The following is a 14,104-nucleotide window of genomic DNA, read 5'->3' on the forward strand; positions in this document are numbered from 1 at the left end:
CCTCGCGCTGCACAACATCGATGCAACGCGCCACGAAAGCAGCGCTTGGCCTGCGCCTGCGCAGCGCTGCTGTGCAGTAGCACGATCGGCAACGTCCTTGCCGACGATACCCCGCAGGTGACCTGGCTGGACCGTATCGAAGTCACCGCCACGCCCATCCCCGGCACCACCATCGATGCGGCGCAATTGCCGTACATGGTGCAGTCGGCGACCAATGCCGAGCTGTCGCGCGGGCGCAGCAACAACTTGAGCGATCTATTGCAGCGGCGCTTCGTGGGTGTGGACGGCAACGACGTGCAAGGCAGCGCGTTCCAGAACGATCTCACCTTCCATGGTTTTCGCGCCTCCGCCTTGCCGGGCGCATCGCAGGGCGTGTCGGTGTATCTGGATGGCGTGCGCGTCAACGAACCGTTTGCCGACATCGTCAGTTGGGACATGCTGCCCGAATCGGCGATCACTGCGGTGACGCTGATGCCCGGCTCCAACCCCTTGTTCGGGCCGAATACGCTCGGCGGCGCGGTGGTGCTGTCCACCGCGTCCGGGCTGACCGCGCCCGGGTTGCAGGGCGAAGTGAGCAGCGGCAGCGGCGCGCGCAAGCGGCTGGATGCCAGTTACGGCGTCGCTGGCGCCGATGGCTGGCATGGCTTTGTGGCGGTGACCGGGTTCGATGAAAATGGCTGGCGCGATGCCTCCGAGGGGCGGCTCGGCACGCTGTTCGGCAAGCTGGGCAGGCAGGGCGAGCAGACCGACTGGAGCCTGTCGCTGCTGCATGGCCGCAGCCGTCTGATCGGCAACGGGCTGCTGCCCGATACGCGCTACACCGACGAAGGGCCGGCGCCTGGCTTGTACCGCGCCGATCGGCGTTCGGTGTACACCTCGCCCGATCTCACCCGCAATCGCAATACGCTGCTGACCGCGCAGCTGGACCACCGTTTCGATGAAGACACCGCGTTGCACGCGCTGGCCTATTCGCGCGTGGGTCGTCGCGACACTGTCAATGGCGATATCGGCGAAGACTACGAAGAGTTCGTGGAAGAATGCGCCTCTGGCTACGCCGCCGACGGCAGCGCGCTGGATGCCGAATGCGATGTTGCGCGCGCCGATGCCGATGCCTTGCCCACCGGCGCGCTCAATACCACCCAGATGCGTCAGGAAGCACAAGGCGTTGCGCTCAACCTGAGCACGCAATGGGGCGCACATGCGCTCACCACCGGCGTTACCTTCGACCGCGGCCATGTGCGGTATCGGCAGTTCGCCCGCGAGGGCTGGGTGCAACCGGACCGTTCGGTGGTGGCCGATCCGGCTGCAGAGCGGGCGTTCTTCTCCGGCGTGCGCGGCAGCTCCAAGACGCTCGGCGCGTTCGTCGCCGATACCTGGGAGCTGGACGCTGCCACCCACCTCACCGCGGCGGTGCGCTGGAACCGCGTGGTGGTGGACAACATCCTGTCCACCGCAGAAGACGGCGACCGCGCGCGGGAGCGCTTCGTCTATGCCAAGGCCAATCCCTCGCTGGGGCTCACCCACCGGCTGGAGTCCGGGCTGACGGTGTACGGCTCGGTCGCGCAGAACACGCGTGCGCCCACGGCGATCGAGCTGGGCTGCGCCGACCCCACCCAGCCATGCCGGCTGCCGACCGGCCTGCAGGCCGACCCGCGCCTGGAGCAGATCGTGTCGCGCACCTACGAACTGGGCGCGCGCTGGGCGCCGTCGGCCGACAGCAACGCCACCGTGTCGGTGTACCGCGCCGACAATCGCGACGACATCCTGTTCCTGCGCGCGCCGGAGACCCAGCTGGGCTACTTCGACAACGTGGGCCGTACCCGCTACCAGGGCGCCGATGTCGCGCTGGCGCTGCGCAGCGGCGCTTGGCAGTGGTCGGCCGGGTACAGCTATCTGGACGCCACCTATCGCAGCGACGGCGAACTGTTGTCCGGCGAGCGTGTGATCACCCTGCGGCCCGGTTTACGGATCGCCGCGCTGCCAAGGCACCAGCTCAAGCTCGGGGTGGACTGGCAACGCGACGCGCTGACACTGGGCGCCGGCGTGCGTGCGGTGTCCGGGCGCGTGGCCAGCGGCAACGAAGATGGCCAGGTCGACAACGCGCAGGAGGGTGAGGCCGCGCCAGAGCGCATCGACATCGGCACCGCCGGCTACGCGCTGGTCGATCTGCAGGCGCGCTGGGCCGTCACCGCGCGGGTAGCGGTCTTCGCACGCATCGACAACCTGTTCGATCGCCAGTACGCCACCTATGCCGCCGTGGCTGAAGACGTGTTCCCCGACGGCGAACTCGCCCGCCCGCAGGACGCGCCGGTGGAAACCGGACCGGCACGCTTCCTGGCGCCCGGGGTGCCGAGGCAGTACGTGATCGGGGTGCGGTGGGCGTTTTGAAGCCGGGATTGGGGATTGGGCATTAGGGATTCGCAACATCGAAGGCCAGCACCGCCGCTGCGCTGGTGTTGACGAATCCCCAATCCCCAATCCCCAATCCCAGCCCCTCATTCACCCGGTATCGAGGCCGTGCTTGCGCAGCTTGCGATACAGCGTATTGCGGCTGATTCCCAGCGCGTCGGCGGTGCGGCTGACATTCCAGCGGTGGCGTTCGAGTTGTTGTTGCAGCACCAGGCGTTCGGCCTGGTCGAGTGCGACGCGGCCGGGCATGTCGTCGGCGGCCACCGCGCGCCCGTCGACCAGGCACGGTGCGCTGCCGGCGTCGACGATTTCCTGCGGCAGGTTCGGTAGCCGGATCACCCCGTCGCTGCACAGCACCGCCGCGGTGCGCAACACATTGCGCAGTTGGCGCAGATTGCCGGGCCAGGCGTAGCTGAGCAGGGTGTGCATGGCTTCTTCGCTGATGCGCACGCTGTGCTCTGGGTTCTCTTCGCGCAGCAGGGTGCGGATCAACTCGGCCTTGTCGCTGCGCTCGCGCAAGGGCGGCAAGTGCAGCACCACGCCGTTGAGGCGGTAATACAGGTCCTCGCGAAATTCGCCAGCGGCCACGCGTTGCGCCAGATCGCGATGGCTGGCGCTGATCACATGCAGCTCCAGCGGCACCGCGCGCTCGCTGCCGAGCGGGGTAACGCATTGTTCTTCCAGCACGCGCAGCAGGCGGCTCTGCAACGGCAGCGGCATGTCGCCGATTTCATCGAGAAACAGGGTGCCGCCGCTGGCCTGCAGCAATTTGCCATGCCGGCCTTCGCGCGCCGCATCGGTGAATGCGCCGCGCGCATAGCCGAACAACTCGCTTTCGATCAATGCCTCGGGGATCGCCGCACAGTTGATCGCCACGAACGCGCCACCGGCCCACGGCGAGCCGCGATGGACAGCCTTGGCAAATTCTTCCTTGCCGGTGCCGGTGTCGCCACGCAGCAGGATCGAGACGCGATGCGCGGCCAACTTCAATGCATTGGCCAGGTTGTGGCGCATGCGCGGGTCCGAGCCCACATGTTCGCCCGGCGGCTGTTCGCCCTCCGGCGCCACCTGCGCGGCGGCGCCCACCGATGGCATGGCCGGGCGCGAGCGGGGCGGGCGCACCAGCGCGTAGAACCGCCGCCCGTGGCAGGCGCAGCGGATCGACCACAGCGTGCCCGCGTCGCTGCCGGCACGATGTTCCAGCGTATCGAAATCCAGCTGCATCACCTGCGAGATATCGCGGCCGACCAGCTGGCTGCGGTCGAGTTTGCCCAATTGCTCCAGCACCGCTTCGTTGACGGCCAGCACGCGGCCATCGGCGCCGATCGCGATCAATGCCTCGTGCAACAGTCCGGCAAATTCGGGACGGCTGTGAAAGCGCAGGATGAAGGCATGGCCGAACTGGTTGAGGAAATGCGAACGCGAGATCTGCGCGGCCGACATGCTTACCAGGGCCACGGTGTGCCGCTGGATCTGCTTGCTGTCCTGCGCATTGGGGGTGGACGCATCCAGCACGGCCAGCAGTCCGCCATGCGGGTCCAGAATCGGCGCCCCGCTGCACGACAGCGGCAGATGCCGGGTCAGATAATGTTCGCCACGATGCACGCTCACCGCAGTGCGCTCGGCCGCGCAGGTGCCCAGGCCATTGGTGCCTTGGTGGCACTCGGCCCAGCTGGCGCCGCAGAACAGGCCGGCCTGGCGGAACTCGCGCAGCAGGGTGGAGTCGTGCACGCTGTGCAGCACGGTGGCCTCGGCATCGCCGAAGATCACCGCATACCCGCTGCCGGCAATCTGCTCGTAGAGGTTTTCCATCTCCACCCGGGCGATGCGCAGCACCTCGCCCAGGCGTTGCTGGCGCTCGCGTACGTGCAGCGCGTCGTGCACCAGGGGCTCGGGCGTGGCCTCGGGCAGCAGCGCGTAGTCGTCCAGGCAGCGCCGCCACGAGCGCGACAACGGCGCCGCCAGCGACGCGATATCGCGCAGCCGCCGGGTCTGCCTGAGGACATCCGGCTCGATCTGGGGCGGGGCGGTGGAAGCGGCGGCGACAACGCTTGGCTCGGACATGGCCCAGCGTTCCTCAATGGACGCGAGGCGGCAGTAGAGACACAAATCGTCCCCATGCTCAAACTGCGTTGCAGCAAAGTGCGCTGCCGCTGCCGCTGCCGATGTCGCTGCCGATGTCGCTGCCGATGTCGCCGCCGCGATGTCGGCATAAAGCCCCTCTCCCGTCGGGAGAGGGGTTGGGGTGAGGGTACGGCGCGCGTAGCGCCCGAGTTCTCGAACTGCGCGAGGCTTCGCCCGTACCCTCATCCGCCCCTGCGGGGCACCTTCTCTCGGTGGGAGAAGGGCGAAGGGGGCGTCAGAGCGCGTAGCCGAACTGTTGCTTGAACTGGTCGTTGAACTCGGCGAAGTCGAAGCGCTGGTTCTGGGTGCCGGGGTGTTCCACCTTCAGCGCGCCCATCAGGTTGCCCATGCGCCCGATCGTCAGCCAATCGTAGTTGTGCTGGATGCCGTAGATCAGGCCGGCGCGGAACGCGTCGCCGCAGCCGGTGGGGTCGACCACGCGGCGTTCGTGCGCCGGCGGAATGTCGTAGGTTTTTTCCGGCGTATGCACCAGCGCGCCCTTCGGGCCTTGCGTGGTGATGTAGGCCTGCACACGGGACACGATGTCCTTCTCGTCCCAGCCGGTGCGTTCCTGCAGCAGGTTGGACTCGTAATCGTTGACCACCACGTAGTCGGCCTGCTCGATGAACTGGCGCAGCTCCGGGCCGTTGAACAACGGCATCGCCTGGCCCGGGTCGAAGATGAAGGGGATGCCGCCGGCAGCGAACTCTTCGGCGTTCTGGATCATGCCTTCGCGCCCGTCCGGGCCGACCAGGCCCAGGGTCACGCCCGGCACGTCCTTCACGTGGTTTTCGTAGCTGCGCATCATCGCGCCCGGATGGAAGGCGGTGATCTGGTTGTTGTCGTGGTCGGTGGTGATGAAGGCCTGCGGGGTGAACAGGTCGTCGATGATCTTCACCCGCGACAGGTCGATGCCGAGCATCTCGAAATGTTCGCGGTACGGGCCGAAATCCTGGCCCACGGTGCCCATCGGAATCGGTGCGCCACCCAGCAGGTGCAGGTTGTAGGCGATGTTGCCGGCGCAGCCGCCGAACTCGCGGCGCATGCGCGGGACCAGGAACGACACATTCAGGATGTGCACCTTGTCCGGCAGGATGTGGTTCTTGAACTGGTCCGGGAACACCATGATGGTGTCGTAGGCGAGGGAACCACAGATCAGTGCGGACATCGAGTCAGGCCTTTGCGTAAGGAAATACCCGCCAGTTGCCGGGCATGGCAGCGGGACGGCAGCAACGCCGCGGCGCAAAGGGTAACGGCTGCGACCGATCAGGGCCACAACCGCGTGCCATGGCCGGCGTGACCGGCACATGAAAACCGGGCCGGCAGATCCGATTTTTCCTTGCTCACCCCGGGGGGGATTGCTAGGCTAGCCGACTTCGTTTTCTGCCCAAAATTTCGCCACGCTGGCGGCCGGGCGCGCGACTTACCCAGGACCAACTCCCTCGATGTTCAAGAAACTGCGCGGCATGTTCTCCAACGACCTGTCCATCGATCTGGGCACGGCCAATACGCTGATCTACGTGCGCGGGCAGGGCATCGTGCTGAACGAGCCATCGGTGGTGGCGGTGCGTCAGGACCGCGCAATCGGCGGCACGCGTTCGGTGGCGGCGGTCGGCGCTGAGGCCAAGCAGATGCTTGGCCGCACGCCTGGTCACATCACCACCATCCGCCCGATGAAGGACGGCGTCATCGCCGATTTCACCTACACCGAGGCAATGCTGAAGCACTTCATCAAGAAGGTGCACAAGTCGCGCGTCCTGCGCCCCAGCCCGCGCGTGCTGGTGTGCGTGCCGGCCGGCTCCACCCAGGTAGAGCGCCGCGCCATCAAGGAATCCGCGGAAGAGGCCGGTGCGCGTGATGTGTACCTGATCGAAGAACCCATGGCTGCCGCGATCGGCGCCGGCATGCCGGTGACCGAGGCGCGCGGCTCGATGGTCATCGACATCGGCGGCGGCACCACCGAAGTGGCGGTGATCTCGCTCAACGGCATCGTGTATTCGCAGTCGGTGCGTGTGGGCGGCGACCGCTTCGATGAGTCGATCACCAATTACGTGCGCCGCAACCACGGCATGCTGATCGGCGAAGCCACCGCCGAGCGCATCAAGTTGCAGATCGGCTGCGCCTACCCGCAGGACGAGGTGCAGGAGATGGAAATCTCCGGCCGCAACCTCGCCGAGGGCGTGCCGAAGATGATCAAGATCAACTCCAACGAAGTGCTCGAAGCGCTGCACGAGCCGCTGTCGGGCATTGTCTCCGCGGTCAAGCTGGCACTAGAGCAGACCCCGCCGGAACTGTGTGCCGACGTGGCCGAGCGCGGCATCGTGCTCACCGGCGGCGGCGCGCTGCTGCGCGACCTGGACCGCCTGATCTCCGAAGAAACCGGCCTGCACGTGCAGGTGGCCGACGACCCGCTCACCTGCGTGGCCCGCGGCGGTGGTCGTGCGCTGGAGTTGGTGGACATGCATGGCAATGAGTTCTTCGCGCCGGAGTGATGCGTTCGGGATTCGGGAGTCGGCATTGGGGATTCGCAAAGGCGGTTCCTGCCTACGGCCCGGCGGGACTGCCGCGCAGTCCCGCTGATTCACGTGTTTAGCCGCATTCGTCTCGGGGCCAGCCAAATGCTCCCCGAATCCCCACTCCCGAATCTCCAATCCCGGCCCTGAAAGTGCCCTCCTACGCCGGTCCTCCCGTCGCCTCCCGCCCGGGCGAAGTCACCTCCACGCTGCGGCTGCTGGTCTATCTGGTGCTGGCGATCACCCTGATCGCGCTCGATAGTCGCGGGGGCTGGCTGAGCCAGGTGCGCCTGCAGGCCAATCTGCTGATCCAGCCGATCTGGGCGGTGGCCGGGTTGCCAGGGCGGATCGGCTCGCAGGTGCGCGACAACGCCGCCACCCATGCGCAACTGGTGGAAGAAACCCGCGACCTGCGCAATCAGCTGTTGGTGGCCAACGCGCGCCTGACCCGGCTGCAGACCGCTGCGCTGGACAACGCGCAGCTGCGCGAACTGCTCAACGTGGCCGAGCGCCGCGGCCTGGACGTGCAGCTGGCGCCGATCCTGGATATCGACCTGGACCCCACCCGGCAGCGCCTGCTGCTGGATGCCGGCAGCCGCGACGGCGTGCTGATGGGCCAGGCGGTGATCGATGCCGGCGGCCTGATGGGGCAGGTGATCGAAGTGACTCCGCTGCATTCCACCGTGCTGCTGCTCACCGACCCCGACCATGCGGTGCCGGTCAGCGTGGCGCGCAACGGCGTGCGCCTGATCGTCTACGGTCGCGGCGACCGCCTGGAACTGCGCGACATCCCGTTGAGCGCCGGCGTGCAGGTGGGCGATGAGATCGTCACCTCCGGCCTGGGCGGCCGCTTCCCGGCCGGCTTCCCGGTCGGCAAGGTCTCTGAGCTGCATCCCGACGACACCCACGCCTTCCTGGTCGGCGAACTCACCCCGGCAGCCAAGCTCGATCGTGGCCGCGATGTGCTGTTGCTGCGCGCGGGCAAGCCGCTGCGGGTGGTGCCGGGAATGGGGAATGGGGAGTCGGGAATCGGGAATGGCAACAGCAACAGCAACAGCAACAACAACGCGGTGCCCGCTGCCACTACCGGGCCAGCGAACGCGCCGATGAGCGCAGCAGCGCGTCCGTCGGCGGGCGGGGTTTCCAATGCAGTGATCGATCCGGCACGTCCGACGACAGGCGCGCCGGCGTCCAGCCGTCAGGCCAATGTGCCCGCCGCTCCTTTCGCGTCGAACCTCGCCAGAAACCAGACTCCCGATTCCCGCCCGGCTCCACAGCAGGGTGGCAACCGCGCCTCACCGCCGCAGAGCACCGCTCCTACCGATTCCCGATTCCCGACTCCCCAGTCCCGTCCGTCTCCAACGGAGACGGACCAATGACCCGCATGCGCAACACCTGGATCCTGCCGGCCAGCATCTTCATCGCGCTGGTGCTGGGGCTGCTGCCGTTGCCGGCCGTGGTGCAGCCGTTGCGTCCGTACTGGCTGGCGCTGGTGCTGGCCTACTGGGTGATCGAGGAGCCGGACCGGGTTGGATTGGGCGTGGCCTTCGTGGCCGGCGTGCTGGCCGACCTGCTGTACGGCGGGCTGCTCGGCGAGCAGGCGCTGCGGCTGGTGATCATGACCTTCATCCTGCAGCGCTTCCGCGCGCGGATGCGCTTCTTCCCGGTGTCGCAGCAGGCGCTGGCGATCGGTGGGCTGCTGCTCAACGACCGCATCGTCTCCTCGGCGGTCCATCTGGCAGTCGGCGAGCCGACCCTGCCGTGGAGTTACTGGTGGGCGCCGCTGCTGGGCATGGCGCTGTGGCCGCCGCTGTTCGTGTTGCTGGATGCGGTGCGGCTGGGCAAGCGGAGCAAGAAGTAGCCCATGCACGGCCGTCGCCAGCCCAAGAACCCGCACGCCGAGGCCGAGCAGTTCCGTCGTCGCGCGGTGCTGGGCTTTGTGATGGTGGTGATCTGCCTGGTCGGGCTGGGCGGCTGGTATTTCAAGCTGCAGGTGCTCGACCACGAGGTCTACGCCACCCGCTCGGAGGCCAACCGCATCAAGCCCAAGCCGGTGGTGCCCGGGCGCGGCATGATCTACGACCGCACCGGCCGGCTGCTGGCCGAAAACGTGCCGGCCTTTCGTCTGGACGTGACCCCGGACAAGGTGGCCGACATGGACGCCATGCTGGCCGCGCTGGGCAAGGTGATCCCGATCGCGCCGGAGGATCTGGAACGCTTCAACCGCGAGCGCAAGGCTCGCCGCAGCTTCCTGCCGGTCACGCTCAAGCTGCGCATGAGCGATGAGGAAATGGCGCGCTTTGCGGTGGAGCGCTGGCGCTTCCCCGGTGTGGAGCTGGAGCCGTACCTGACCCGGCGCTACCCGTACGGCCCGCTGTTCGCGCACATCATCGGCTACGTCGGCCGCATCGACGAGAAGGACCTGGCGGTGCTGGGCGAGGGCAATGCCGCGCTCACCCACATGGGCAAGTCCGGCCTGGAGCGCTACTACGAGCAGGACCTGCGTGGGCAGGTCGGTTACGAGCAGGTCGAAACCAATGTGCAGGGGCGGGCGATCCGCACTGTCGGTCGGGTCGCGCCGCAATCCGGTGCCGACCTGCGCCTGTCGGTGGATGCCGACCTGCAGCGCGCGATGGTGGCCGCGTTCGGCGAGCACGAAGGTGCGGCCATTGCCATGGACCCGCGCACCGGCCAGATCCTGGGCATGGTCAGCCTGCCCAGCTACGACCCCAACCTGTTCGTCAACGGCATCTCGCATACCGATTTCAAGATGCTCAACGACAATCCGTCGCGGCCGCAGTTCAACCGGCTGGTGCTGGGGGGCGTGGCGCCAGGCTCCACGCTCAAGCCGCTGATCGCGCTGGCCGGCCTGGACAGCGGCCTGCGCCGGCCGGAAGACCGCGTGCTGTCCACCGGCATGTTCTACCTGCCCGGCGTCAGCCGCGGCTGGGGCGATTCGCACCGCGGCGGGCACGGCTGGACCGACCTGCGCAAGTCCATCGCCCAGTCGGTCAATACCTATTACTACCGTCTGGCGGTGGACATGGGCATCGAGCGCTTCGACCACTACATGGCCGAATACGGCTTTGGCGCGCCCACCGGGGTGGACCTGCTGGGCGAGATCGGCGGCATCCTGCCGTCGCCGGCCTACAAGTACAAGACCCGCAAGGAACGCTGGTACCCGGGCGACACCGTCAACATCGCCATCGGCCAGGGCGACTGGAAGGTGACCCCGCTGCAGCTGGTGCGCGGCGTCTCGGGTATCGCCAGTGGCCTGCTGCTGCGCCCGCACCTGGTGCTGGAGCAGCGCACCGGCTTCGATCACCCCTGGCAGCCGATGATCCAGCCGCCGGGCAAGCCGATCAGCCCGAGCGCGGCGCATCTGCAGGTGGTGCGCGAGGGCATGATGGACACCATGCGCCCGGGCGGCACCGGCTACGCCATCACCCCCGGCGCGCCGTATCAGATGGCCGGCAAGACCGGTACCGCACAGGTGGTCAGCCGCAAGGGCGTGGCAGCGGTGGACCCGCGCAGCCTGCCGTTGCATCTGCGTCACCGTGGCCTGTTCGTGGGTTTCGCACCGGCCGACAACCCGGTCATCGCGGTGGCGGTGGCAGTGGAGGGCGGCGGTTTCGGCACCAGCTCGGCGGCGCCGATCGCACGCAAGATCTTCGACGCCTGGCTGCTGGGCAAGATGCCGGCCGGCATCCTGCCGCTGGACAGCGAGCTGGGCATGACCGCGGTGGGCATCAACCAGTTCGAAGCCGGCGCCACCGACGCGCGCGCAGCCGGCGACGCGGCCGCCGCCACGCTGGACGAGCTGCCGGTGGTGATCGGCCAGGCCGCCGTTGCGCTGGACCCCAACACGCCCGCGCAACCGGTGGTGCCGGACGTGCCGGACGCGGTGCAGGAGACCGACCATTGACTGACATCCTGCGCTGGCTGGTGGACATGGCCGCGCGCTTCACGCGCAGCCTGGACTGGGTGCTGTGCCTGGCGCTGGGTGCATTGATGGTGATCGGCCTGTCAGTGCTCAAGAGCGCCGGCGGCGCTGCCAATGGCGATCACCTGGTGATGGCGCAAGGCGTGCGCTTTGCCATCGGCGTGGCCGCGATGTGGGGTATCTCGCGCATGTCGGTGCTGCGCCTGCGTGCCTGGACGCCGTGGGTGTACGGCCTGTCGATGCTGCCGTTGCTGGCGGTATTCGCGCTGGGTACGGGTAAATACGGCCGCCAGTGGCTGGACCTGAAGGTGTTCTATCTGCAGCCGGCCGAGTTGCTCAAGATCAGCCTGCCGATGATGGCGGCCTGGTATCTGCACCGCATGCCGCTGCCGCCGCGCATCTCCACCGTGCTGGTCACCTGCATGATCATCGGCGTGCCCACCGCGCTGATCATGCTGCAGCCGGACTTCGGCACCGGCGTGCTGATCGCCGCCAGCGGCGTCTTCGTGCTGCTGCTGGCCGGCCTGCCGTGGTGGTGGGTGGCGGTGGGCGTGGGCGGTGTCTCGGCGGCGGCGCCGGTGGCCTGGTTCTGGCTGCTGCGCCCGTACCAGAAGGACCGCATCATGATGTTCCTCAACCCGGAAAACGACGCGCTCGGTGCCGGCTGGAACATCATCCAGTCCAAGATCGCGATTGGTTCTGGCGGGCTGGATGGCAAGGGATGGGGGCTGGGCTCGCAATCGCATCTGAACTTCATTCCCGAACAGACCACCGACTTTGCGTTCTCGGTGCTCAGCGAAGAATTCGGCTGGATCGGCGTGGCCACCGTGCTCACCCTGTATCTCATCGTCATCGGCCGCTGCCTGTGGATCGCCTCGCAGGCGCGCGACACCTATTCGCGCCTGGTCGCCGGCGCCACCGGCCTGGCGTTCTTCGTCTACGTGCTGGTCAACGGCGGCATGATCTCCGGCCTGTTGCCGGTGGTGGGCGTGCCGATGCCGCTGATGAGTTACGGCGGCACCTCGGCGGTGTCGCTGCTGGCCGGCCTTGGGCTGGTGATGGCGGTCAAGACGCACCGGCCGGTGCACGGGTATTGATGCGGGAGTGTCGCCGCGTTGCGCCAATGCCGTGCGCGTGTCCTCGGGTACTCGGCGCATGCAATCCCGCAGCGTCGATCGATGCGACAGGCGTATGTCAAACGCTGACACGTTTTCGGGCGCATCGCGTTTTTGCGCAGTGCATTGCAACGACGCGACACCGGCGTAGGCCTGCTTCGTTCGTGCGGTGCCGGGTTCGCGCGCCTGCTGCATGCGGGCACAGCGCTTCGTAGAGTCCGCCTGGCCGCCGCAGCGTTGGCGGCCGCGTCGCCTCGCCTGCACAGGCGCGCGCCATTCCTCATTCGGGTGACCTCTTCCATGAAACTGCTAACCGCCACCATCGGCGGTGTCTGCCTGTCGCTTTGCGCGCAGGCGGGCGCCGTTACCTTTGCCACCGGCGATACCCGCGCGGTCGCGCAACCGACGATTCCAACCGTGTGTTCGTCGCTGCCCGCCCACCTGACACCGACCGGGCACCTGTTCGATGCGGCGCTGGAAAGTGCGCCGCCCGATACCAAGACCATCCAGGCGGCACTCAGCGCCTGCAAGAACGGCGCGGTGCTGCTCACCGGCGGCAGTGGCAACGCCTTTCTGACCGGCCCGCTGACGATTCCCACTGGCGTCACCCTGGTCATCGATCAGGGCGTGACCCTGTACGGCTCGCGCAACCCGGCCGATTACGGCAGCGGCTGCGGCAGCGCCGGCTCCAAGAGCGGCGGGTGCGTGCCCTTGATCAGCGTCAAGGGTGCGAACTCAGGCGTGATGGGCATCCGCACCGACGGGCGACAAGGCACCATCGACGGCCGTGGCGATCAGGTCATGCTTGGCAAGAGCACCACCTGGTGGGAGTTCGGCGAGAACGCCAAGGCGGCCGGTCAGGTGCAGAACAGCCCGGACCTGATCAAGGTGCAAAACTCCAGCCAGTTCACGCTCTACAACGTCAATCTGGTCAATGCCGCGTATTTCCATTTCTTCTCGCACATCGTCAATGGCCTGACCATCTGGGGCGTGCGGGTGAAGTCGCCGGCCACCAGTCCCAACACCGACGGCCTGGATCTGGACAGCGTGGTCAACGCCACCATCCACGACAGCGATGTGATGGGCGGCGACGATTGCGTGGCGATCAAGACCATCGCCTCCAAGTCGGCCAACATCACCGTGCGCAACAGCCGCTGTTACGGCACGCATGGCATTTCCATCGGCAGCGAAGTGATGTCCGGCGTCAGCAACGTGCTGGTCGACAACAACGCACTCGTCTCCACCGACGATGCGGGCAATCGCAGCACCGACAACAGCGGCCTGCGCATCAAGACCAGCATCGTCAAGGGCGGGCCGGTCAGCCAGGTGACCTACCGCAGTACCTGTCTGTACGGCGTCACCAGCCCGCTGGTGATTAACCCGTTCTATGCCGGCGGCAGCAGCGGCACCAAACCGACCTTCAGCGACATCGTGGTCGATGGCCTGCGCAGTGCCAACGACGCCGGCGGCAAGGGTTGGATCCTGCGCGGCTACGATGCACAGACCCCGCTGGATCTGGTGTTGGCCAATGTGGCCACGGCAAGCGCCTCGGTCACGGTCACCGCCAGCAATGCCCGGATCGGGCTGAGCAACAGCACGCTGACGCCCACCGGCAACGGTGTCACCACCGCCCCGGTGCAAGTGGGCGGTGCGGTGCCCACCTGCTCGGGCGCACCGCGCTTCCCCGCGCTGTGAGCTGAGAGTCAGGCGCGGCCGCCGGGCCGGTCGCGCCTGACCCATTACCTGGATCGAATCATCGAGGCCGCCATCGACCCATGCCGCCAGCGGTTAGGTATCGGCCGGCTGCCGGCAAGCACCGCGGCCAGGCAACCATCCCCATCGCTGCGCGCTGAAGCAGCGACCCGTACAGGCATCGCCTCCACCCACAACGCGGCGCGCGCTACGTCGCCAAACCGGACGCAACACCGCCCCGCACGTCGCGCCCATCCTCTGATCCGTTTCCCCATTCCCGATTCCCCATTCCCCATTCCCATTCCCCA

The 14,104-nt window shown here is 67.4% G+C and carries 9 protein-coding genes; 7 read left to right on the plus strand and 2 right to left on the minus strand.

Annotated features, from left to right (window positions below; genetic code table 11):
- Positions 1-66 precede the first annotated feature (66 nt).
- Positions 67-2,388, plus strand: a complete 2,322-nt coding sequence (locus RZV17_RS03395; protein ID WP_355609156.1) for a TonB-dependent receptor domain-containing protein — start codon at positions 67-69, stop codon at positions 2,386-2,388.
- A gap of 111 nt (positions 2,389-2,499) precedes the next feature.
- Here the strand turns inward: RZV17_RS03395 and RZV17_RS03400 are convergent, their stop codons facing one another.
- A complete protein-coding gene (locus RZV17_RS03400) occupies positions 2,500-4,473 on the minus strand; it encodes a sigma-54-dependent Fis family transcriptional regulator (protein WP_039404313.1) in 1,974 nt (657 codons plus the stop codon).
- A 295-nt stretch (positions 4,474-4,768) separates the two neighbouring features.
- Entirely contained in the window at positions 4,769-5,701 is a 933-nt protein-coding gene (locus RZV17_RS03405) for a carbohydrate kinase family protein (protein WP_039564127.1), read from the minus strand.
- A gap of 277 nt (positions 5,702-5,978) precedes the next feature.
- On the opposite strand from RZV17_RS03405, the gene RZV17_RS03410 reads away from it, so the two are divergent.
- The 6 genes from RZV17_RS03410 (at position 5,979) to RZV17_RS03435 (ending at position 13,799) form a co-directional block, all read left to right on the plus strand.
- Positions 5,979-7,025: a rod shape-determining protein gene (locus tag RZV17_RS03410; RefSeq protein WP_010368259.1), complete on the plus strand. Its 1,047-nt coding sequence runs from the start codon at positions 5,979-5,981 to the stop codon at positions 7,023-7,025.
- A 173-nt stretch (positions 7,026-7,198) separates the two neighbouring features.
- Positions 7,199-8,425 (plus strand): rod shape-determining protein MreC, encoded by a 1,227-nt coding sequence (gene mreC, locus RZV17_RS03415; RefSeq protein ID WP_355607238.1) that lies wholly within the window; start codon positions 7,199-7,201, stop codon positions 8,423-8,425.
- Positions 8,422-8,907 carry a rod shape-determining protein MreD gene (gene mreD / locus RZV17_RS03420; RefSeq protein WP_039404324.1) on the plus strand — a complete coding sequence of 162 codons (486 nt, stop codon included), beginning with the start codon at positions 8,422-8,424 and terminating at the stop codon, positions 8,905-8,907. The genes mreC and mreD overlap by 4 nt, the downstream gene beginning before the upstream one ends.
- A 3-nt stretch (positions 8,908-8,910) precedes the next feature.
- Complete coding sequence (mrdA, locus tag RZV17_RS03425; RefSeq protein WP_355607241.1) at positions 8,911-10,971, plus strand: penicillin-binding protein 2; 2,061 nt, start codon at positions 8,911-8,913, stop codon at positions 10,969-10,971.
- On the plus strand, positions 10,968-12,086 hold the full coding sequence (rodA, locus tag RZV17_RS03430; RefSeq protein ID WP_355607244.1) for a rod shape-determining protein RodA: 1,119 nt from the start codon (positions 10,968-10,970) through the stop codon (positions 12,084-12,086). The genes mrdA and rodA overlap by 4 nt, the downstream gene beginning before the upstream one ends.
- 318 nt (positions 12,087-12,404) lie before the next feature.
- Positions 12,405-13,799: a glycosyl hydrolase family 28 protein gene (locus RZV17_RS03435; protein ID WP_355607247.1), complete on the plus strand. Its 1,395-nt coding sequence runs from the start codon at positions 12,405-12,407 to the stop codon at positions 13,797-13,799.
- Positions 13,800-14,104: the final 305 nt, after the last annotated feature.

Source organism: Xanthomonas cannabis (assembly GCF_040616535.1).
GTDB lineage: Bacteria > Pseudomonadota > Gammaproteobacteria > Xanthomonadales > Xanthomonadaceae > Xanthomonas > Xanthomonas cannabis.